The sequence below is a fragment of the Janthinobacterium sp. SUN120 genome (genome assembly GCF_030397735.1).
Taxonomy (GTDB): domain Bacteria; phylum Pseudomonadota; class Gammaproteobacteria; order Burkholderiales; family Burkholderiaceae_D; genus Janthinobacterium; species Janthinobacterium kumbetense.
This window is the reverse complement of the sequence record NZ_JAPUBW010000002.1, coordinates 1,043,618-1,064,299: the sequence shown is the minus strand read 5'-3', so window position 1 is coordinate 1,064,299 and position 20,682 is coordinate 1,043,618. Positions and strand designations below refer to the sequence as shown.

The 20,682-nt window shown below is 55.9% G+C and carries 21 protein-coding genes; 17 read left to right on the top strand and 4 right to left on the bottom strand.

Annotated features, from left to right (window positions below):
- Position 1: 1 nt before the first annotated feature.
- The 11 genes from O0879_RS14435 to O0879_RS14385 all read left to right on the top strand — a co-directional run bounded on the left by O0879_RS14435 (position 2) and on the right by O0879_RS14385 (position 12,022).
- Positions 2 to 2,587, top strand: coding sequence for a hypothetical protein (locus tag O0879_RS14435; protein ID WP_289916998.1), 2,586 nt, complete (start codon positions 2 to 4; stop codon positions 2,585 to 2,587).
- Positions 2,587 to 3,072, top strand: a complete 486-nt coding sequence (locus O0879_RS14430) for a hypothetical protein (protein ID WP_289916997.1) — start codon at positions 2,587 to 2,589, stop codon at positions 3,070 to 3,072. The genes O0879_RS14435 and O0879_RS14430 overlap by 1 nt, the downstream gene beginning before the upstream one ends.
- 95 nt (positions 3,073 to 3,167) lie before the next feature.
- Positions 3,168 to 3,587 (top strand): hypothetical protein, encoded by a 420-nt coding sequence (locus tag O0879_RS14425; protein ID WP_289916996.1) that lies wholly within the window; start codon positions 3,168 to 3,170, stop codon positions 3,585 to 3,587.
- The gene (locus tag O0879_RS14420) at positions 3,584 to 3,955 is read left to right on the top strand and encodes a hypothetical protein (protein ID WP_289916995.1); all 372 of its coding nucleotides are present in this window, start codon (positions 3,584 to 3,586) and stop codon (positions 3,953 to 3,955) included. The genes O0879_RS14425 and O0879_RS14420 overlap by 4 nt, the downstream gene beginning before the upstream one ends.
- Positions 3,952 to 6,684, top strand: coding sequence for a host specificity factor TipJ family phage tail protein (locus O0879_RS14415; protein WP_289916994.1), 2,733 nt, complete (start codon positions 3,952 to 3,954; stop codon positions 6,682 to 6,684). Before O0879_RS14420 ends, O0879_RS14415 begins: the two co-directional genes overlap by 4 nt.
- Before the next feature lie 61 nt (positions 6,685 to 6,745).
- Complete coding sequence (locus O0879_RS14410) at positions 6,746 to 9,379, top strand: DUF2190 family protein (protein WP_289916993.1); 2,634 nt, start codon at positions 6,746 to 6,748, stop codon at positions 9,377 to 9,379.
- A gap of 70 nt (positions 9,380 to 9,449) precedes the next feature.
- The gene (locus tag O0879_RS14405) at positions 9,450 to 9,878 is read left to right on the top strand and encodes a hypothetical protein (protein WP_289916992.1); all 429 of its coding nucleotides are present in this window, start codon (positions 9,450 to 9,452) and stop codon (positions 9,876 to 9,878) included.
- Positions 9,875 to 10,462, top strand: a complete 588-nt coding sequence (locus O0879_RS14400; protein ID WP_354670187.1) for a glycoside hydrolase family 19 protein — start codon at positions 9,875 to 9,877, stop codon at positions 10,460 to 10,462. Before O0879_RS14405 ends, O0879_RS14400 begins: the two co-directional genes overlap by 4 nt.
- Positions 10,459 to 10,854, top strand: coding sequence for a hypothetical protein (locus tag O0879_RS14395; protein WP_289916991.1), 396 nt, complete (start codon positions 10,459 to 10,461; stop codon positions 10,852 to 10,854). Before O0879_RS14400 ends, O0879_RS14395 begins: the two co-directional genes overlap by 4 nt.
- Complete coding sequence (locus tag O0879_RS14390) at positions 10,851 to 11,117, top strand: hypothetical protein (protein ID WP_289916990.1); 267 nt, start codon at positions 10,851 to 10,853, stop codon at positions 11,115 to 11,117. The genes O0879_RS14395 and O0879_RS14390 overlap by 4 nt, the downstream gene beginning before the upstream one ends.
- A gap of 116 nt (positions 11,118 to 11,233) precedes the next feature.
- Positions 11,234 to 12,022, top strand: coding sequence for a DNA adenine methylase (locus tag O0879_RS14385; protein WP_289916989.1), 789 nt, complete (start codon positions 11,234 to 11,236; stop codon positions 12,020 to 12,022).
- A gap of 142 nt (positions 12,023 to 12,164) precedes the next feature.
- Here the strand turns inward: O0879_RS14385 and O0879_RS14380 are convergent, their stop codons facing one another.
- Positions 12,165 to 13,016 carry a hypothetical protein gene (locus O0879_RS14380; protein ID WP_289916988.1) on the bottom strand — a complete coding sequence of 284 codons (852 nt, stop codon included), beginning with the start codon at positions 13,014 to 13,016 and terminating at the stop codon, positions 12,165 to 12,167.
- A 583-nt stretch (positions 13,017 to 13,599) separates the two neighbouring features.
- Here O0879_RS14380 and O0879_RS14375 point away from each other — a divergent pair.
- Both O0879_RS14375 and O0879_RS14370 read left to right on the top strand, forming a co-directional pair.
- On the top strand, positions 13,600 to 14,283 hold the full coding sequence (locus O0879_RS14375; protein WP_289916987.1) for an SOS response-associated peptidase family protein: 684 nt from the start codon (positions 13,600 to 13,602) through the stop codon (positions 14,281 to 14,283).
- Positions 14,284 to 14,355: 72 nt separating this feature from the next.
- On the top strand, positions 14,356 to 14,745 hold the full coding sequence (locus O0879_RS14370; protein WP_289916986.1) for a hypothetical protein: 390 nt from the start codon (positions 14,356 to 14,358) through the stop codon (positions 14,743 to 14,745).
- A gap of 475 nt (positions 14,746 to 15,220) precedes the next feature.
- Here O0879_RS14370 and O0879_RS14365 read toward each other — a convergent pair whose 3' ends face one another.
- Positions 15,221 to 16,003 carry a hypothetical protein gene (locus tag O0879_RS14365; protein ID WP_289916985.1) on the bottom strand — a complete coding sequence of 261 codons (783 nt, stop codon included), beginning with the start codon at positions 16,001 to 16,003 and terminating at the stop codon, positions 15,221 to 15,223.
- A 215-nt stretch (positions 16,004 to 16,218) separates the two neighbouring features.
- On the opposite strand from O0879_RS14365, the gene O0879_RS14360 reads away from it, so the two are divergent.
- A complete protein-coding gene (locus tag O0879_RS14360; protein ID WP_289916984.1) occupies positions 16,219 to 16,848 on the top strand; it encodes a hypothetical protein in 630 nt (209 codons plus the stop codon).
- A gap of 398 nt (positions 16,849 to 17,246) precedes the next feature.
- Entirely contained in the window at positions 17,247 to 17,687 is a 441-nt protein-coding gene (locus O0879_RS14355) for a hypothetical protein (RefSeq protein WP_289903737.1), read from the top strand.
- Between the two features lie 21 nt (positions 17,688 to 17,708).
- Here O0879_RS14355 and O0879_RS14350 read toward each other — a convergent pair whose 3' ends face one another.
- On the bottom strand, positions 17,709 to 17,852 hold the full coding sequence (locus tag O0879_RS14350) for a hypothetical protein (protein WP_289916983.1): 144 nt from the start codon (positions 17,850 to 17,852) through the stop codon (positions 17,709 to 17,711).
- 191 nt (positions 17,853 to 18,043) lie between these two features.
- On the opposite strand from O0879_RS14350, the gene O0879_RS14345 reads away from it, so the two are divergent.
- Together O0879_RS14345 and O0879_RS14340 are read left to right on the top strand one after the other, a co-directional pair.
- Positions 18,044 to 18,742 (top strand): YoaK family protein, encoded by a 699-nt coding sequence (locus tag O0879_RS14345; RefSeq protein ID WP_289916982.1) that lies wholly within the window; start codon positions 18,044 to 18,046, stop codon positions 18,740 to 18,742.
- 33 nt (positions 18,743 to 18,775) lie between these two features.
- Positions 18,776 to 19,000, top strand: a complete 225-nt coding sequence (locus O0879_RS14340; protein WP_354669656.1) for a DoxX family protein — start codon at positions 18,776 to 18,778, stop codon at positions 18,998 to 19,000.
- On the opposite strand, the gene O0879_RS14335 is transcribed toward O0879_RS14340, so the two are convergent.
- Complete coding sequence (locus tag O0879_RS14335) at positions 18,997 to 20,397, bottom strand: PLP-dependent aminotransferase family protein (protein WP_289911337.1); 1,401 nt, start codon at positions 20,395 to 20,397, stop codon at positions 18,997 to 18,999. The genes O0879_RS14340 and O0879_RS14335 overlap by 4 nt on opposite strands.
- Between the last annotated feature and the right edge of the window lie 285 nt (positions 20,398 to 20,682).

Genomic DNA, 20,682 nt, shown 5'->3' with positions numbered 1-20,682 from the left:
CATGGCAAGTTTGGGTTCGCTCGTCGTCATTCTTGAGGCGAACATTGCACGCTATCAAGCCAACATGGAACGTGCGGCGCAAGGCACCGAGGCGGCGATGCAGCGGATGCAGGGCGCCGCCAGTTTGGTGGCCACTGCCGTCGGCCTGATCGGCGTCAGCCTGTCGGTCGATGCTCTGGTTGGCATGGCAAACGACGCTATTGATGCCTTGGCCAGCCTTGATGATATGGCGCAAAAGACCGGGGCTTCGGTTGAAAATCTCTCGCGCTTGAGCCAGCTGGCTTCCGCAACGGGCGCTGATTTCGGTGCCGTGGATGCCAGTCTGGTGAAGTTGTCCAAGGGGCTGGTGAGCGTCGACGACGAGGGCAGCAAAGTGCGCAAAGCGTTGACGGCGCTGGGTATATCCACGCGTGACCTGAAGAATCAGGACCCGTCCGCCACCTTTATCGAAATAGCGAAGAAGTTGCAAAACTACAGCGATGGTACTGGTAAGGCCGCACTGATGAATGACTTGCTCGGCAAGTCAGGGGCAAACCTTTTGCCCTACATGAATGACGTCAATGATCACCTTCACCGCTTCGAGGGCGTCAGCGCTGATGCCGCAACAGCTGCGGCCAATTATCAGGACCAGGTCGGCTTTTTGAAGGTCAAGCATGAGGCCCTGGTCACCCAGATTGTGGTAGATGCGTTGCCGGCGATGACTGACTTCGTAGAAGCCTTTGCTGATCTGAAGAAGGGGGCTGGCGATCTCCAAGGCGTGAATGTGGTGGAATGGAGCGACAACTTGGCCGTCGGACTGGCTAGGGTGGTAGACGTCGCCATTCTGATTCCTCGCATCCTGAATACGGTGGCAGGAAGCTTTAAATCCGTGTATGCGGATATCAGCGTTGTTGGCTCCGCTATCAAGAACTTTAGTCCGTATGGGGCGATTTACAACAAGCTCAACGGTAAGTCTTCTAATGATGAATTCCAGAAGGATCTTGATGCCCGTAATAAGGTTGTTGAGGAGGCAAATCAAGACCTTTCCAACTTGTGGAATAACCCGGCCAACATGATGGAGCAATCGGTTCTCGGCCGGATTGCAAAGCGTACTCCCTCAGGGGAGACGCCAGCGGCCGATACGCCGGACGAGCCTAAGAAAACCCTTGCTTATGCAAGTGAGAATGAAGTCGAGGCAGCGGCGGCAAAAGCGAAGAAGCTGCTCGATATGCGCCTGAAAAGCTTGGAAGATGGCTTGTCCAAGCAACAGAATGCTCTGGAATTCGGCAACAAGTTCATGGCGGAATTGCGCAGCCAGGACATTGTCGACCAGGAGGCATATAACGATTATTTGCAAAAGGCACTTGATTCGGGCCTGGCCATTACTATCAAGGCCTACGACGCGGAAATTGCCCTTCTCAAGGCGCACCAGGCCAAGGCCGTCAAGGTGTCCGACCGCGATGATGACCAGCAGGCGATTGTCAACCTGCAGGCGAAAAAGGCGAAGGCGCTGCAGGACGCTGACCAGGACAGCACCATGCTCAAGCTGGAATTGTCCAGGGCGCAAAGCGACTTGAACAAGCTGGTAAAAGACTGGAACCTGCAGCAGAGCCAGTCGATCAGCCAGATGCAATTTGAAAATACGCTGTACGGCAAGTCTGCCCTGGAGGTGGCCAAGCTCACCGCCCAGCGCCGTATTGAACTCGACATCGAGGAAAAGATCAGGCTCGCGCGTGAAAAAGGCAATATCAGCGACGAATCGGTTGAACAGTTCCGCCAGGACGGTAAGAAACAGGTGACGCAAGTCAACAAGGCCGCGACTCAGTCGGTGGCCCAGCAGATCGGCGAAACCCTGCGCACACCGGAGCAGCTGGAAAACGAGCAGTACGCCAACCGCCTGAAGGATCTGCAGGCCTTCCGCGATGCCGAGCTGGAGAATACGGTGGAAGGCAATCGTCTGATCGAGGAGGAAAACCAGCGGCATACCCTGGCGATGATGGAAATGCAATCCTCCTATCAGTTGCAGTCCTTGGGGGCGGCCGGTAGTGCCGCCGATCAGTTGTATGGATTGATGCAGCAGTCTGGCAAGGAGCAATCTGCTCTGGGTAAATCGGTTTTTCTGGCCAGCAAGGCAATCGCCGTGGCCGAGATCCTCTTGAACACGGAGGTCGCCGCCGCCAAGGCCGGTGCCCAGCTGGGTATCTTTGGTATCCCTATGGCTACGATGATCCGGGTTACTGGGTACGCCAGCGCGGGCATGGTGGCGGGAATGGCCATCGCCGGCATGCGCGAAAAGGGTGGACCGGTATGGAGTGGTGGCGCGTTCATCGTGGGAGAGAAAGGGCCGGAGGTATTCCAGCCCACCTCCCACGGCACGATCATTCCGAATAATAAGCTTGGCGGCGGCAGCGGTGGCGATGTGAAGTGGACGGTGGTCAATACCGGCACGCCGCAGCGCATTAAGGCGACGCAACGGGTATCCGAGGATGAATGGGCCTTGATTGTCGAGGATGCAGTCAGTTCCGTGGCTGCACAGATGGCTGACCCGAATAGCAAGGTCAGCCGTGGCATGGGCCGAAACTTCAACACGCAAAGGAGCCGTGCCTAATGCCAACACTTCCAACTGGACTGACGCCTACCGTGGCTGCGTACTCGCATGACGGGCCAGGTGGCGTGCTGCGTACTGAGGTTGCCGGTGGCGCCGCGCGCTACAGCCTTGATTATGGACGGGGGACGCAGCAGTTCAGCGTCACCCTGATTCTCGATAAGCTGAAGTTTTCCGTCTGGACAGCCTTTTTTCATCACATCATTTTAAAAGGTTCCGTCACCTTCGAGATGCCGCTCGACAGCGGCTTCGGTACCGAAATGCATGCGGTCAATATTGTTCCCGGTACCTATTCAGCCTCGCGCACCGGTGGTATCGCCATGGTGGTGGCATTTGTGGTGGAAGCCGAGAGCAAGGTATATGACATGACGGCCGCCGACGCGGCTGCGTTGATCGATGTGTACATGGCCTACGGCGATGATTCGCACAAGCTGCTGGCGCGCCTGGCCAAGTTCGCCAACGTCGACACCAACGTATTGGATTTCTGATGAGTTTAGACATTGCTAGCCGCTTGAGGCGTTTTCTGGTATCGGCACCGCAGGCAGTATGGCCGATTCAGACCCTGCAAATCAGTCACCCGGCCATGAGCCGGGTGTTCTATTTGTGGCGCGAACCTTACCCTGGCCAGGTGACGACGGAGGATGGCAGCGTCGTCACCATGATGCCCTGCAATATCGAGACCAAGCTGGCCGGTAGTCAGGGCCACCTGGACCAGAAGTTCGATATCCGTATCGGCCTGATCGAGGCGGACGAGCAGGATCAGTTCCAGGCCGAAATGGACCGCGTGCCGCTGACCACACAGGTAAAAGTACGCGTGGTCTACCGCGAATACTTGAGCGATGACTTGCATGACCCGCAGGCAGTCGCGGTGCTGCAGGCCGAGAGCATTACATACATGCTGGGCGCGGCGGGTATCAGCGCCGTCTCGCCGCGCCTGAACGTCACACGCACCGGCGAGCTGTACGTGCCACGCGATATTCCCATGCTGAGAGGATTTTTATGAACGTCAATGACTACTTGGCGCGTCAATACGACGCGCCGCCCTGTTGGCAGTTGGTGGCCGATGTGTATGCCGGCGAACTTGGCCAGTCGGTGACCGACTACCGCACCATCAACAGCTCGATCCGGGCGATTGCCGGCGCATTCCGCATCGCCCTACATAAATCCCCGGCCGGATTCGCCCAGATCGACGTGCCACGCGATTTTTGCATCGTCCTGATGGGTAAGTCCCAGGCGATGGGCTTGCATCACTGTGGCGTGTTTTACGCTGGCAGGGTGCTGCACGGGCTGGTGGACGGCAATCGTTATGAAGAGTTGTCAGTGATTGGCGACGCCTATCCCTTGATCGAATACTGGGCCAAAACGCCATGACGCGCATCCGTTTGTTTGAATCGCCGTTCGCGCCGGTGGCGCCGCTGCTGTTCGAGGCCGAGAGCCTGGCCCACTGGCTGCTGGAGCATTACGGTGACGCGCCGCGCGTCACCGTGCAAGTCTTCGCAGGTGAGCCGTCGGCTGCCACCGAGATCAGCCATGATGCCGGGGCGATTCTGGCCAACGATTGTGATGAGTATGTGGTGCTGCAGTCGCCAGGTATTCCCGCTGCCTGGATACCGTATGTGATCGCGGCCGTCATGGCAGTGGCTGCTATGGTACTGATGCCGAAACCGGTCATGCCCGGCAACGTCAACCGCACGCAGCAAAGCCCGAATAACTCGCTGGGCCAGCGGGAAAACAAGGTGAGGCTGTTGGAGCGGGTGGAGGACATCTATGGCACAGTGCTGTCGATTCCGTCGCTGATGATGCCGACCTATACCAAGTACATCGGCCATCGCAAATTCGAGTATGGCTACTACTGCGTGGGGCGCGGCTATTACGACATTGATGAGGTGCAGGATGGCGACACGCTGATTGCCGATATCCGGGGCGCCAGTGCTGCGTTTTACGCCCCATTCACCTCGCCTAACAGCGGGGACCCGGTGCTGCAGATTGGCGATCCGATCATAGACAACATCCTCTCAGCACGGCGCGCGGTCGAGGTGGATGGCATCACGCTTAAGGCCTTGAACCAGGTGCAGCTGCCGGCAACCGGCACTTACACGTTTAGCCGTGGCTATCGTCTGACGCAATTAAACAAGCAGCCCAACTTTAATGCAGTGGCGGCGTTGGGCGACGTACTGACGATCAGCGGTGCGGCCAAGGTCGTGACGACTACGGGCGCGGTAAGATTTTCGGCTGCAACGAAGGAGGTAGTCGATACGTCGGGAGAGGCGTTGTTCGTTGCCATCGTCGTGGGCGACGTGGTAACGGTGGGCGGTACCTCCTCCAACAATGGCTCGCGCACCGTGACGGCAAAACCTAACGCGGCGACACTGGTTGTGGCTGGGACGGTGGTCGACGAAGAATCGAGCACCGCCAGTTTTGCAGCGGCGCGTGACTATAGCGGCAACTACGAGATCGGCGTTATTGACGACGGCTATGTCGAACTGCTGGGTGTGGCCTGGCCAGCCGACTACACTGCCAGCGGCGTGCGCGTACAACTGGCCGACGTCAGCGACTATACGGACTGGGTGACGCTGCCAGGCAAGGATCGCACCGAGGTCTGGTGCAACGTGGTGGCGCCTACTGGTATGTTCCGCGACGATGGCGGAAAAACATCGTCGACGGTGACATTCGTCATCGAGATCGAGCGTCTGACTGCGGCCCTAGTTCCCACCGGCACCGTGGAAGTTGTTTCGGGCAGTTTGACTGGTGCGGTGCAAGACGAGCGCGCTGAAACCATCGAGCGGCGCACGGCCTGGACCGGACCAGCCAGGGTGCGCATGCGGCGCGTGAGCCAATACGACTATGCGTTCAAGGGCACCATCGTTGACGAGATCAAGTGGCAGGATGTGTATGCCGTTTCGCCTGTCGACAGGGCCGAGTTCGGCAACAAGACCACTGTGCATACAGTGACTCAGGCAACCGCGCGCGCCACCACGATGAAGACGCGTCAGCTGAACTGCTTAGCTTCGCGCCGCTTGCCGGTTTATGACGGTACTGCGTTCTCTGGTGCCTTCGATGCGGACGGGCGCCACGTGGTTGGCAGCATCGCCGCCACCTCGCGCCTGGTCGACATCATTGCGGCGGTGGCGGTCGACCCGCTGATCGGCCGGCGCGACCTGCCCAGCGAGGTGGATATTCGGCAGATTTGGTTGGTGCAGCAACAGCTTGATGCCTGGCGGCCCGATGTGGGGCAGTTCAATTTCACTTTTGACTCGGACAACACCAGTTTCGAGGAGACCGTGATCATGATCGCCAATGCGGGTTTTTGCATCGCCTACCGGCAAAATGGCAAGATCCGCCTGGCGCTCGACCGTGCCCAGCCTGCAAGCACAGCGTTGTTCACGCATCGCAACAAAAAGCCGCGCTCGGAGACGATCACCAGGGCGTTTGCTAACGATGCCGACTATGACGGCGTCGAGTTCGTGTACGTCGACCCGGACTCACTGCAGTCGGAAACGATTACCCTGCCGCTCGATGGCAGGCACACCAAGGCTAAGAAATTCGAGATCCCCGGCATCCGCAGCTTTGAGCAGGCTTGGCTGCGGGCCAACCGCGAGTACCAGAAACTGATTGGCCAGCGCATCACCATCGAAACCAGTACCACCAGCGATGCGCGCGCCCTGCTGCCGAACGCCCGCGTCGATATCGTCGACAACACGCGTTTCAAATCGTATGACGGCGAGGTTGTGGGCCAGGCCGGTCTGGAGCTGACGCTGAGCCAGGACGTGGCCTTCACGCCCGGCCTGCCGCACAGCATCGTGCTGATGCGGCGGGATGGCAGCCTGGAGAGCATCGAATGCCATGCCGGAAGTGCGACCAACAGGGTGGTTCTGCAGGCGCTCCCCAACGAGCCGCTGGTGACGGCGTATGGCCGCGAGGGAATACGTACCATCTATAGCTTTGCCGCTGACAGCGCACGCGATGCAATGGCTTACCTGGTACAGGAAATTGACTTGTCGGATGCGCAGTATCCGACGATTCGTGCGATCAATTACTCTGCTTCGTATTACGCCATGGACCACCTACCCATACCAGACAGGGAGTCGGTAATTGGCTAGCGTGAATATTTTTAGTTGAGCTCACATCGGTGAGCTTTTTTATTTCTCTTGAAAGTTATCTATGTCAGCACTTACGAAAACCGCTTTGGATAACGGAGGCCTGGACCTCGCGCATGTGGCCGAAGTGGCTACTTCCACGGCGGCGACGTCTACGGACAGGTTGGGTCAGACAAAAAGAACACTGGCTGGCGCGCTTGCAGAATTTCCTGACGCATATGAGCATGCAGCTGAGGCGGCCGCGCAGGCCGGGTTGGCGTTTGTGGCCAAGTCTGGTGCTGAAGCCGCGCGCGATGCTGCGCTGATTCAGTCTGGAGTCTTCAAAGATGAAGAGACTGGTCGAGCAGCTGTCGCCGACGGTGCCGCCTTTAAAGTTCAAGGTAGCGGTAGCGTTGCGGCCTATGAGTATCGGCGTATTAACAGTGCTACCTCGATCCTCTTGGCAACCTACCCAGCATTGAATGGCATTATCGACCGTGTAGCAAATCATCGATTTGCGACAGTGTATGACGTTGCCGATTTTACGACAATCGTTGCAGATGTGACGTTTCAAATAAGTACGTTTCGATATGGCCGTGCGGACGGGAGTTTCATTGCGTACACAGCCAATGGCGCTTTTTTGGAGACGCCAGAAGTAAATACTTATATTGTTGCTGATTGCCGTGGTGCGGTACCGATTTTACGAAAAGGAACTCGCAGCCACGTCTGGAGCGAGGTGCCATATCTGGTGCAAGATGTCATCATCTTGGCATATAAAGAGAGTGATATTTGGCATAGTGACTATGTGACTATCCAGCGGGCGCTTGAAAAAAATGCGCGCCTATCAACAATGGGCGAAGTCTACGATGTCTGGCAGGCCTTAAAGATCACGGGCACCTGGGTCGAGCTGACCATAGGTGAATTCGTTTACGCCACACAGTCAGGGCGTTTAGTATTGCATGCTGCACCGACGGTCCTTAGGGTTCCTGGTATTAACGGTTATATAGTTGCTGATGCTCGTGGCGGTTCAATTGTTTTGTCGGTCGGGAAGCAGGAAAACGTGTGGCTTGAAAATCCATTTTTGACCAAGGATCGCTTCGTATTTGCGCACAAAACTAATGGTGCTTGGCATAGCAATTTGGCACCGGTTCAGAAAGCGATCGATACAAATCCATTTATTCGATCACGCATTACAGTCAATTCGATTTATGACGTTGCGGACTTGACAAAAGTTACTGCTGGATCAGTATTTTCTATCAGCACGTTTCGTTATGGACGTGATGATGGTACTTTCATTTCCTACGTCGCTGGTAATGAAGTCATTGAAACTCCTGAGGTCAACACTTGTATCCTGGTCGACTGCCGTGGCAGCACTCCGGCGATTTGGAAAGGAACAAGGGCTCATGTATGGGAGGAAGTTCCATACCTTGTGCCAGAGGTGTTTGTACTTGCCTACAAAGAAAGCGGAATTTGGCATAGTAATTTTTCCAATATTCAGCGAGCTTTGGATAGGGCTAATCCTCCGAGCCACTCGTTGCCAGAGATTGTGGCTCAGGAAAAAGTGGTTAGGAACGGCGGTGTCGTAGGTGTAAATTGTGACTATACGGACATCAAATCAGCTCTTGATTCCATTAAAGACAATAGCCGTACCAAACCGTACGTTGTTAGGGTCATGAATGGACAGTACGATCTATCCGACAACGGTTTTAATTGTTTGGGATTTAAAAATCATGTCACTGTGGCTGGCCAGAGCCGGCACGGAGTAAAGGTCATCAAGCGGGACTCTGTATTTTCTTCGAATAAGGCGGGTTTTGACCCGATGTATTACGGCGAAAGTATTGAGTACGCTGCCTTGCGCAATATGACGGTGATAACAAAGAACTGTAAGGCTCCGGTTCATATCGATGGCTGGGCGCTTCAAGGATTGTTGGAAGTGGTTGACTGCACGTTATTGAATGAAGAGCCGCCAACGTCTATACATTATGATCTCAGCCTTGCGGTGGGTTTGCGCCAGGGTCAAATCGTTAAGGCAATTAATTGCCATGGCAATGGTCAAATGTATGCGCACACATCAGATATTAAATATGTCGGTACGGGGTGCGAATTTCATCTCATTAACTGTATTTTCACCCATACCGATATTGGAGATCTGGGGACCTATGGCTTGGATAAATGGGTAATCAAAGGATGTAAGTTTGAGTACGCTACTTACGTCTGGTCAGATGCATTTGGGCTGAGAAATTATTCTCAGCCATCAATTCAGGTCGAAATGAGTGGGAACAAAGTTGAGTATGTGAATGGCATGATGTCCGTCTCGGGCCAACAAAATGACCTGTGGGAAAAGGTTTTTGGTGGGAAATTTGGCGTTACAGATTCTTCGATTCATTCCTTCAATACTTGTGTATCCGGCTCTATTGCTCGAAATGGTCTGGTTTCATTAGCATCAGGCGAGCGTCAGGGTGTGATTGCTTGGCAAGCGGGTCAGGTGCTGTATGGCGTGAGTATGGATGAGTTTTCGGCACCGGGTGATTATGGGGTAGTGCAGTACAGTGGCACAGTTTTTTTGGTAGCTAATGCAGCATCGCCAATTGCGTTTGGCGATGCTGTCGAATTGGATAGTAGTGGGAAGGTGATTAAGCACTCGAACGGAGCCATCATTGGCTTCGCTCGTCAGTCGCTTGCTGCAGGTAGCGGGACGATCAAAGTCAAGCTGACATAATTTTTTTGTAAAGATAGAGACTAGACCCGCTTCGGCGGGTTTTTTCATTCTTACCCTTTGAAAGGCATCCATGGCCATCGAAACAACCGCCGCCGGCGGCGCACTGATTAAACTTTTTGGTATCCCGGTCCTGGCCGGCGCTGCCGCAACCTCTCTGGGATTTATGTTCATGTGGCCAAAAAACAAAAAGGAAGCGTTTACAAGATTTTTCGTGTCCACGCTCTCGTCCATCATGTTCGGCCCTGCCTTGGTTGTTGCCGTGCGCTCCTGGTGGCCTACCTTGTTCGACAATGCTAAGGACGTGGCGGTTCTGTATGACAGTGACCCGGCACTGGGCTTCTTGTTCATTGCTGCACCGCTCATGGTTGCCGCCGGCTTGCCCGCCTGGTGGGTGCTGGGTGCCACGGTGCGCTGGCTTGACAAGCGCCGTGACAAGGACATTGGAGAGCTGGCGCGCGATGCGGCCGCTGTCGTCAAGGATGTGCGGGGTGGCCTGTGAGCGCGGTCATGCTGGCCCAGCTGGTGGCGATCATGCCGCTGGCGCGCGCTCGTGCGGCCGCCTTCCTGGAGCCGTTGAATGCGGCCATGGTGGAGTTCGGCATCACGACGCCCGCGCGCCAAGCGTCGTTCCTGGCGCAGGTTGGCCACGAGTCCGGAAGCTTGATCTATGTGCGCGAGCTGTGGGGGCCGACGGCTTCGCAAATTCGCTATGAGCGCGATTTCTCGGCCACATGGCCGCCGAAGGCGAAAACGGACCGGAATCAATTGCCGTGGGACCTGGGCAATGCCCAGGCCGGCGATGGTGTGCGCTTCAAGGGGCGCGGCCTGCTGCAGGTCACCGGCCGCAGCAACTACGTCGCCTGTGGCAAGGCGCTGGGCCTGGACCTGCTGGTCAAGCCCGAGCTGCTGGAGCAGGCCGTCAACGCCTGCCGCTCGGCTGGCTGGTTCTGGCAGATGCGCGGCCTGAATGCTCTGGCCGATGCCGGCGACCAGGTGAAGGTAACGCGGCGCATCAACGGCGGCGCGAATGGCCTGGCCGAGCGCTTGGCGCTGTTCGCGGTGGCGCAGCGGGTGCTAGCGTGAGCGCCCTGGGCACGCTGGCGGCTGGCGCCGTCAGCGGGATATGGAAGGCGACGACTATCTCGCTGGCTGCAGTGCTGCTGGTGGTGGCCAGCTCCACTGGGACCGGCTGGTCGCTTGCCGCTGGCGATCGTGACGCTGCGCGCGCTGCGCTCGTGCAAGAGCAGGGCGTCAGCGCGGCGCTGCGCGCGTCGATCATCGAACAAAACCGCGCCATCGATGGGATGGCAAAGGCAACATTGGTGGCGCAGGAGCGCGGCGCGGCGGCACAGGTGGCTGCCGCTGCCAAGGGCAAGAGGTACGACGCGGCCCTGGGGCAGATCGCAGGCGCGCGCGCCAACACCTGCGGCGAAGCCATGCCGGCCGTCCGGCTGTTGCTGGAGGGTGTGCGATGAAATGGATGCTTGTATTGCTGCTGACCGGCTGCAGCAGCGCGCCGCTGGCGCCGCAGTTGGTCGAAGTTCCCGTTTTTGCAGCATGTGTAAAGTCGGTGCCGCATCGGCCGGCCTACGAGTTTGACCAGCTGACGCCGGCAGGAACTGATGGCGAGATCGTCCTGGCTCTGGCGCGGGACTGGCCGCGCGGACGAAAGTATGAGGCGGAACTGGAGGTGGTAATTGCGGGCTGCATTCCGCCAGATGAAAAAGCAGAGCGCTGATTGTCACTGCATCAACAGCGGCAATCAGCCTCGGCACGCTGGCCAGGCCAGTGAACCAAGTAGGCTCGTGCTACCTCGGGGAGGTAATTCGACTCTAACATTAGGAGGTTCACATTTTGGCTTTTCCCATCATTCCCTGGATCGGCGGCAAGCGACGCCTGGCCGACCGCATCATCCCCCAATTTCCGCCGCATACCTGCTACGTCGAGGTCTTCGCCGGCGGCGCCGCGCTGTACTTCATGCGGCCGCCGGCCGAGGTGGAGGTGCTGAACGACGTCAACGGCGAGCTGATTAACCTCTACCGAGTCGTTAAAAATCACCTGGAGGAATTTGTTCGCCAGTTCAAATGGGCGCTGTCGAGCCGCGAGGTGTTCAAGTGGCTGCAGGAGACACCGCCGCACACCCTGACGGATCTGCAACGCGCGGCGCGCTTCTTCTACCTGCAGCAGCATGCCTTCGGCGGCAAGGTCGACGGGCAATCGTGGGGAACCGCCACGACAGCGCCGCCGCTCAATCTGCTCCGAATCGAGGAGAACTTGTCTGCCGCGCACTTGCGCTTGTCCGGTGCCTACATCGAGAACCTAGACTGGTTCAAGTGCATGGAGCGTTATGACCGGCCCCACACACTGTTTTACCTTGACCCGCCGTACTGGGAGACAGCCGGCTATGGCGTGGAGTTTGATTTTGCTCAGTACGAGAAGATGGCTGAGCTGATGGGCAGGTTAAAGGGCAAGGCCATCTTGAGCCTAAATGATCACCCGGACATCCGCCGCGTCTTTGCGTGTTTTCAGATGGACACGACTGGTATTCAGTACAACGTCGGTGGCGGTGGTAAGGCGGTTGAGCGTAAGGAACTGATTATTTACAGCTGGGATAGGGAAGCGGAACCGGCCGGCCTGTTTTAAGATATTTAAGGCAGGAGTGCAGACGTCTGCACCCTGCTTTTTCTTGACGTAGATTAGAAATCGTGACGAACACATGACAGGTTGTATAGGTTAAAAAACAAGCCTTAGTTAATTATCGCAGCGACTGCATTGTAAGTACGGTTTAATCAATTGTATTATCAATTCTTCTGCATAAATATTTAACTTCTGGAATGTTAAGTCCAAAAGGCTCTAATAATGGTGGGGATCCTTGTATGGTCCAAATAAATCTAACTTCTCGCTGGTCCGAGTATTTGTCAGGTGGTTTTACGAATCCAATTGGTCCCGGAATTTGATCTCGGCCTGAGAATTTTCTTTCTTTATAGATTATTCTCCCCCACGCACCTTGGTACATTTTTTGGTGTTTTTTTATGTTTGCAGTAACTAGCTCGAAAAATAATTTCGGATTACTTATTTCAACACAATATTTTCCAAATTTCTCACCAATATTGTCTGGGCTAAAATGCTCTGTAGTGCATATTACAAATGCGTCAGGAATCATGTTTTTTGCAGAACAATCAATAATTTCAATATTATTATTGTTATTCCCGACTCCAATGTTCGCGTGTCTAGCCATTTCCACAAAATCCTGATCTTGAGAGCTGCCGGATATCGTTCCTGACTGGTAGTGCATAGTCCCTTCACCCGAGTCTCCTTGAAATTGATCCTCATAGGCTCGACATTTGGTAAGCGTACTAAGCCAAACTTTACCGGATACTAATGCATCAGCATGCGCTTTATCTTGGAAAAAACGATATATGTGTTTATTTGTGAATTCCTCATCGCCTATTTGCCCAGCCATTCCCTGGCCCTCTTCCTTCTCACGTTGCCTCCGCTCTCGTCCTGAAGGCTGATAGCTCGTTGGTTGGGAGATAGTTGGCTGAAAAACAAAAGATTGCAATGGTTTCGTTTTTATTGGAGTGCTAAGTCGTCTTGCGTTTTTTGCTCGGCTGGCGCGCCCCATCATCATCTCCAATATTTAGTCAATTTGTCTACTATACATCGTTGCATAGTTGTGCGATGTATAATTTCTACGGGGTGGACAATGAGGAGGTATTTGAATGCTACTTGACCCTGAACTTTTTCGAGGTGGGAAGGTAGATTGCTGGCGATAGTACATGGCGTTATTTCCAGTTGGCAGCGGTTTGACTAGCGACTGTGACGACGTCTGTGCATGCCGCTTTAGCCCCCCTATTTTCTTCGCACTTAGCGTCATGTGGCGCCAAAACGTTTCTGAAAGGAATTTATGGAGATTCTGTTTTTTGTCTGGATCGGAAGCGCAGTACTTTGTTGGATTGTCGCAAACAGCAAAGCTCGCTTCGCAGGAATATGGTTTCTGCTTGGGCTGGTATTTGGTCCATTGAGCTTGATTGCTGTCGCAGTGATGCCATCGGTAGAGGTTGATAAGGCTGCTCCTTCACCAAGAACCCACGTCAAGTGCCCAGATTGCCGTGAGCTTGTAATCAAGGATGCGCGCAAATGCAAGCATTGCGGCTGTTCGCTCGTGCCGCAAGTATAGCGGTGATGTCTGTTTGCAAAAAAAACTATAAAATAGTCGCATGTGTGCTGACTATACTCCGAGCCGTAATGAGCAGATCGCAGACCATTTTAGTTTGCGTTCACTTCAACTTCAGTTACCGCCTGAGGCTTGGCCCGGCTACATGGCGCCCATCTTGCGCAGTTCGCATGATGCGTCTGGTGAGTTGGAAATCGCCCCTGCTTTGTTCGGCATGGTGCCGCACTGGGCCGACCTCAAGCTCGCTCGCCAAACATACAACGCGCGTATGGAGACGGTGGCCAGCAAGCCATCTTTCCGCAACGCCTGGAAGCGCAAGCAGTTTTGCATCATCCCGGCCGCCAATTTCTTCGAACCAAATTACGAAACCGGCAAGCCCGTGCGCTGGCGCATTGAGCGCGCCGATGGCTCCCCAGTGGCTATTGCTGGCATCTGGGAATACCGGCCGGCGGATCAGCTGCTGTCGTTTTCGATGCTGACGATCAACGCCGATGGGCACCCACTGATGCAGCGTTTCCACAAGCCCGACGATGAAAAGCGCATGGTGATGATCCTGGACCCGGACCAGTACCAAGGCTGGCTGGACGGTTCGCTGGTGACCGAACAGGATGTGTACCGGCAGTACCCTACAGACCTTCTCGTCGCGCAGCCCGACCCTATGCAGCCGCGATCCCGTGCGAAGGCGCCCACGCCGGCAGCGCCCACGGAGCCGGGCGGGCTCTTCTAGTTACAAATCTCGCCTTCTGGTTTCCCAATCTTGGCAATATACTGTGTTTTTGTACAGTATATTGAGCTAGTTATGGACGGAACAACAAATAAACACAAGTGGCCTAAAAAGGTGCTCGAAGTACCGGGTGTGCCATATCAAGTGATTAAGCTCAGGGACAAGGGGCGCAAGATCACCAAGCGGGAAATGGACGACTTTGTACCGCTAAAAGGTTTGCTTACCGTAGAGCGCGGCGGCTTCGGTGTTGCGTACCATCGAGCCGCAACCCTCGTTCGGCCAAGTCACGGTATGCCAGTTCGCATCAGCGATCCGTTGTTTGAGCCGGAATTGGAGCTGCTGAATGCTGATGGCATGATTTTGCGGGGCCATGAAAATGAAATGGTCGATGGGATGTTAGTCCAGCATGTTCAGGTCTGGCTTTGCAAGGCCATCTGGCCTAGCGCTGATACAGCGAGTGCCTGAGGATACCCAGCCGACCACCTGCTGGGCCGGTTCAACCAGCACGATGAGCCGACAGCCGCTTGCGGCGCTTCCATAGTTTAGTTGTAGATACTCGCCTTGGTGCTGATAGCTGGCGGGCGTGCCGTAACGCGCGGCAAGGGCGAAGCTGCTCTGTCCTACTTGAAGTATTTCAGCTACTGGTTCGGGCCTTGGTGAGTTGCAAGACAAGGCTGAAAAAGCGACCAGGTATTTGAGCAAAAGATTCATGATCATCGCCTCATATGCGTCGTGCGGAGATGTGATCAGGATGTCATGCGTAGAAGAGATAGGGCTTGCGCAGACTCATGCCGAGTCAATGATTTGGGTAGGCGCGTTTGAAGATGTGAAATCCGTTGGAAAATACAAAAAAAGGTTACAAGCCGAAGCATGTAACCCTTTGATTTTTCTACTCATTCTGTGGGGTGGCTGATGGGGCTCGAACCCACGACAACAGGAATCACAATCCTAGACTATCTATTTTTTCTTCTAACTTATCGAGGATAGATTCAACGTTTTTTTTCATTGCAAAAAACGTGCGTATAGCAGGTGCTCCGCTTATCTCGCTGTCTCCACCTATTGCCAAAAATGAATCCAAGTGGATTTCAAAATCAGCCTTAGTACCATGCTTTACGATCGCAATGATCATCTCTTGTCGCTTGAAATCCCATCTTGGAGGAATTTTTAAACTAACGAGACTCTCAAACTTAGCATTTTTGACTACTGACATCGGCTCAAAGTGAGTAGCGATAGGCCCAAGAAGTTCATGCTTCGAGGTGTTGCAGAGATTGTTAAGCTGCCATAGGGCGTAATTTCCATCTCGATACGGTTTACTTTCAAGGATAAGGTCAAAAAAAACATCAGGGATATTTTTTGACCCTCCATCTTTCTTCTTCTTTTTAAGAACATCGTCAAGCGTTTTTCCGAATGGGAAATGAGCTTTTTTGCCATTACTTCCAGGCGTGCTAGCAATTGCAATCGCATAACAAGCTTGATCGAGGCTAGCGCGTAGGTTGCCAACAAAATCAAATGCCAGCCCGATTATTGCTTCTGGCAGCGGAGCGGTTAGAGCGACTTTATGAATGTCAAAACCCGTTGATATGTCGGAATCAACAACAATTTGAAGCGGATTTAACTGAAAAAACTTGGCATCTTCGATTTCCAGATTACAAAAATGCCTATTGGCGTTGGAAAAAGTCCGTCGGGCGGTGCCAAGTAAATCAGATTTTTCGTTTTTTTGCATAATCAAGTTGTTAAGATGTGGGGGGCAAATCCAGGTACGACGCGAAGGCGTTCAGTTGTCTAAGATGCGTAACTTTTAGCGTAACTCTGAAAATTCAGAGTGGTGCTTCATAGGGGAAAGGCACTGTTGCATCATATGTGCCTGTTGTACGATGCCTGCTGGTGAGTAAATGGGTAGCGTATGATGGGTCTGAACACTTATGGTAAAGGAAATCTGTGGAATTCTGGCTTACAATTTTAACATCTCTTGGCGGAAGTGCAGTCGTGGCGGGAGGGTTGGCCACATGGCTAGGAAATACTTGGCATACTAGAATTGTCGCAAAAGAAGCTGCAGAGAGAGAGTTGCTGCTGGTCAAGGTACAAGCGAGCCTGGAACGTGCGAACGCAGAAAATTTGGCCAAGCTTGGTGCAGGGCTTGAGCATTTGGTCCTTATCGATCGAATTCGCTTTGAGCACGAATATGAAGTCTACCGAACGGCATGGGCACTTCTGGTACCTTTAAGGGGAGCTGTTTTAGCAATTCGACCGATATATGATGAAGTTGACAGTAGGGAGTCGGAACAAGCTAGGCTTGAACGTCGACTCGGGGCAGTGACAGATCCATACAACAATTTCCTTCGTGTCGTGCAAGAGAACAAACCTTTTTACGATAAGAAGGTATTCGACGCTCTGACAGACGTATGTACTACTTGCCACGTCGAACTTATCGATGCTCAAGGTGCCGATTCGTTGGGATTTGCTGAGCGCTGGAAAAAGAGAGCTTCAAATGAAGCTGCAATCCTTGCTGCCATAGATGCTTCATGTGATGCTATCCAGCTTCGAATCGCAGAAGTTCGCATCGTTTAGGCAGCGAGCAAGAGCTTTTACTTCATGTTCGAGATCATAAATCTGAGTTGTTTTTCTCAGGTAAAAGCCGATAAAACACTTTACTTAGCATGAATTATTTGGAAAATTTTTTGCAAATTATCATTTAAGTTGCTGATATTAATGGATTTTCGATTCCGGCCAACGGCACCAAGTTTCATCAGAAAACCCGCTTGCTTGCAAAAGTCAGCGGGTTTTTTGTTGCCCTCGATTTCAGCGGCATGGCATGCAGCCTGCTGTGATCAGGGGGCACAGCATCTGGACGGCGTATGTCGCCATCACCTTGCCGCGCACTCGAACCCTGGCGCGGTGCTTTGCCTGGATACGCAGTCTGCAGATTACAATATGGCATTGTCTTTCATATCAACGGAACCTTGCCCATGCCCGACAAAATCTACCAGTACCTGACCTCGCCCGGTGTGGACGATGGCGATACGCCACCCGTGGTCGATCTGGATCTCTACTTTGCGGGCAATGCCGACGAAGAGTCGATCGCGCCGAACCAGTGGGGCTATGGCCGCCCGCCGATTGCGAGGTTGTATGACATGTTCCGCGAGATCGCCGCCAGGCCGGACGTGGAAAAGGTGTTGGTCGGCTTGCACCAGGACTGGTGCGACTATGGCCAGGCGGACGTGGACGCGAAATGCTTCCCGCCGGCGGAAAACGTGCACATCTTCACGTCCGCACGCCAGGACGAGGTGGAAGGCTGGATCGCCGGCATGGAAGCCGACGGCGTCATTCCTGGCTGGCCATACGGCAAGCCCGCCAACGCTCCTGATCCTTCGGAGGGCTATGCCGTGCTGTCAGTCTGCTGGGACTGAGCGCCGCTCAGAAAGTGTGCCTTATCCCAGCGCCATGCCCGACAAGGTGGCGCCCTTTGTTTCTGCATCGCGTCCCAGGCTGTTGATGGCAAAGTCGGCGATGCCGTGGCGGTCGTTGGCCAGACGGGAGCCGTACGCTAACAGGCCGGCGTGCGCGGCGCGCAAGTCACCTCGTCCAGGGTAGCGGGCGGCGCTTGAACACGGGCCAAAAGATCAGGTGGAGCAGACGCACTGGCCGAAGGACGGGGGGGGGCGGCGGCCGGCCACATGGCTTACCATGCAGGCATCGGCGCCGGGGCGCTTCCCTGGCGCGTTTTTCGTTTTTTAGTGCATTGCACGGTATCAGGAGTCATTCGATGGATCAGCCACCACATAGCCGCTTGTTCGGCACCAGCCTGGGATTTTTAGCGGGGTATGTCGATACCCTGGGTTTCATTGCCCTGTTTGGCCTGTTTACGGCCCATGTCACGGGTAACTTCGTGCTGATCGGCGCCGCCCTGGCGGATGCATCGCGCGCGTCCATCCTGTTGAAGTTTCTCGCTTTTCCCGCCTTTATCGCCGGCGTCGCCGTCACGCGCCTGATGGTGCTGGCCGTGGAGCGCCGCGCCGGCCCGTCACTGACCCTGGCGATGCTGCTGCAGTGGGCCTTGCTGGCCGGCTTCATGGTGTTTGGCTGCCTGGCCGAACCGATCGGCAAGGATGTCAGTTCCATGGCCATGGCGGCCGGTTTGCTGGGCACGGCCGCCATGGGTGTGCACAGCGCCACCAGCCGGCTGCTGCTGGCGCATCTGGCGCCCACTTCCATGATGACGGGTAACGTGACGCAGATCGTCATCGACACCGTCGACGTGCTGCGCAGCGCGGCCGATGGCGCTACCCATGCGCGCTGCGGGAAGTTCTTCTGGCCGCTGCTGGCCTTTGCCCTGGGCGCCATCGCTGCCGCCTTTGCCTACCTGGCTTTCGGTTTCGTGGCGCTGGCCGTGCCCCTGATTTTGCTGGGGGCCCTGATCGTAGTGCAGCAGCGTAGCGGGCGACCGGCCGTGCCTGCGGCTTGAGCGCGGCATTGCGCGGCGCGCCGCGCCGTCACCCTGTATTGCGCCCTGTTCGCGGAAATCCTCTGCCCGCTGCTGGTCGCCGCCGGTTTGCTGACGCGCCTGGCCTGCCTGCCCCTGCTGGGCGTGTCGATGCTGCTCGTGCACCCGGACTGGAGCATCGCAGACGGCCAGTTCGGCTGGTTGCTGATCATCGTCTTCGGCACGATTGCCATCGGCGGCGCGGGCAAGTATTCGGTGGATGCGCGGTTGCGCCGTTAAATGACGAATTCCCGCCGCACGGCAGGCTTGTGCGCCAGCAGCAGCGACAATTTCTTCAATGCGCTGGCCAGGCGCGCGCGGTCGCGGATGCTGCCCAGCGAGATGCGGATGGCGTTCGGCGGGCGGTTGTCGTAGAAGGCGTCGGACGCCGTGACGGCCACGCCCTGGGCACGGGCGGTGGCGGCCAGTTCGCGCGAGGTCCAGTAGCCGGGCAGCGAAAACCACACGTGGATGCCATCGCTGCGCGGGTGAGTGGCGCCCGTCAGGATGGTGCGGATGACGTCCTGGCGCGCATCGGCTTCGCTGCGTATGCCGGCCAGCAGCGCGTGCGCGGAGCCGTCGTGTATCCATTGCGTCGTCAGCGCCGTCGTCACGGGCGTGGCCATCAGGCTGAAAGAGCGCAGGGCGTCCAGGAAGCGTTCGCGCAACTGCGTGTCGGCGATCAAGGTATAGGCCATGCGCAGGCCCGGCGCCAGGCATTTCGACAGGGTGGCGATGTAGGATACGTGGGCGGGGGCGTAATGCGCCAGGGGCGGTGGCGCATCGGACGCCAGCAGCCAGTACGGATCATCCTCGATGATGTGCATGCCGCAGCGCTGGGCCACTTGCGTGATGGCCAGGCGGCGCGCGGCCGGCATGGTGTGCGCCGTGGGATTCTGCAGGGTGGGATTCAGATACACGAGGCGCGCGCGGTGCTTGCGGCCAGCTTTTTCCAGCGCTTCGGGCAGCATGCCGTCCGCATCCGTTTCCACGGCCACGGCCTTGCGGTTCAGCTGTCCCGCCGCCGAGCGCAAGCCCGGATACACGGCCGGCTCCGTCAAGATGGCGTCGCCGGGCCGGCTCAGGGTCAAAATCAGCGCCGCCAGCGCCGCCTGCGCGCCGGGGCAGGCGACGACGTGTTCCCCATCGACATTGCCGAACATAGGCGCGAGCCAGGCGGCGCCCGCCGCGCGGTCGGCCTTGCTGCCGCCGCCCAGGTGATAACTCATCAACAGATCGCTGTCCGTGCGCATCAGCACCTGCGCCACGCCCTGTTTCAGCAGGTCGTCGAAATCCACGCCCACGGGCGGCGGCGGGATGTTCATGCTCAGGTCCAGCATCTGCGTCAATTCCACCTTCGGCGCCGCCACGTAGGTGCCGCGCGCGCCGTGCCCTTCCAGCAGGTTGCGGCGCTTGGCTTCGTCGTAGGCGCGCGTCACTGTCGTCAGGTCGACCTGGAACAGGGCGGCCAGGCTGCGCTGCGGCGGCAAGCGGTCCCCCGGGCGCAGGCTGCCGCCGGACAGCGCGCGCTCGAGCATGTCGGCGATCTGCAGGTAGCGCGGACCGCCGTGCTGCACGAACGGCGTGATCCATGCGCTTGCATGGTCATCTTTTTGTATGGATTTAGACGGAGGCATTTTGTCTTGATGTATGTATTTTAGTGCCTACATTATGCGTAAAATCTGCATAAAAATCCATGCATTTGTATGGGGCCGGCTTTCTCGTCAGGGCGGACCATGCATCAGGCAGCGTTACTCCTCGCCCGCCGCACCAGGCCGGCGCGGACTGTTATTTCTGGCAGGCATTTAAGTCTGGCCTTCAAGGTGTGGCAGCGCACGGTGGCGTATGGCAGGCGCGGTTAAGGTAGTGCCAACAGCTTGCTGCTGATCCAGAGTTTGATATGGCTCAGCCCGGCAGCGTTT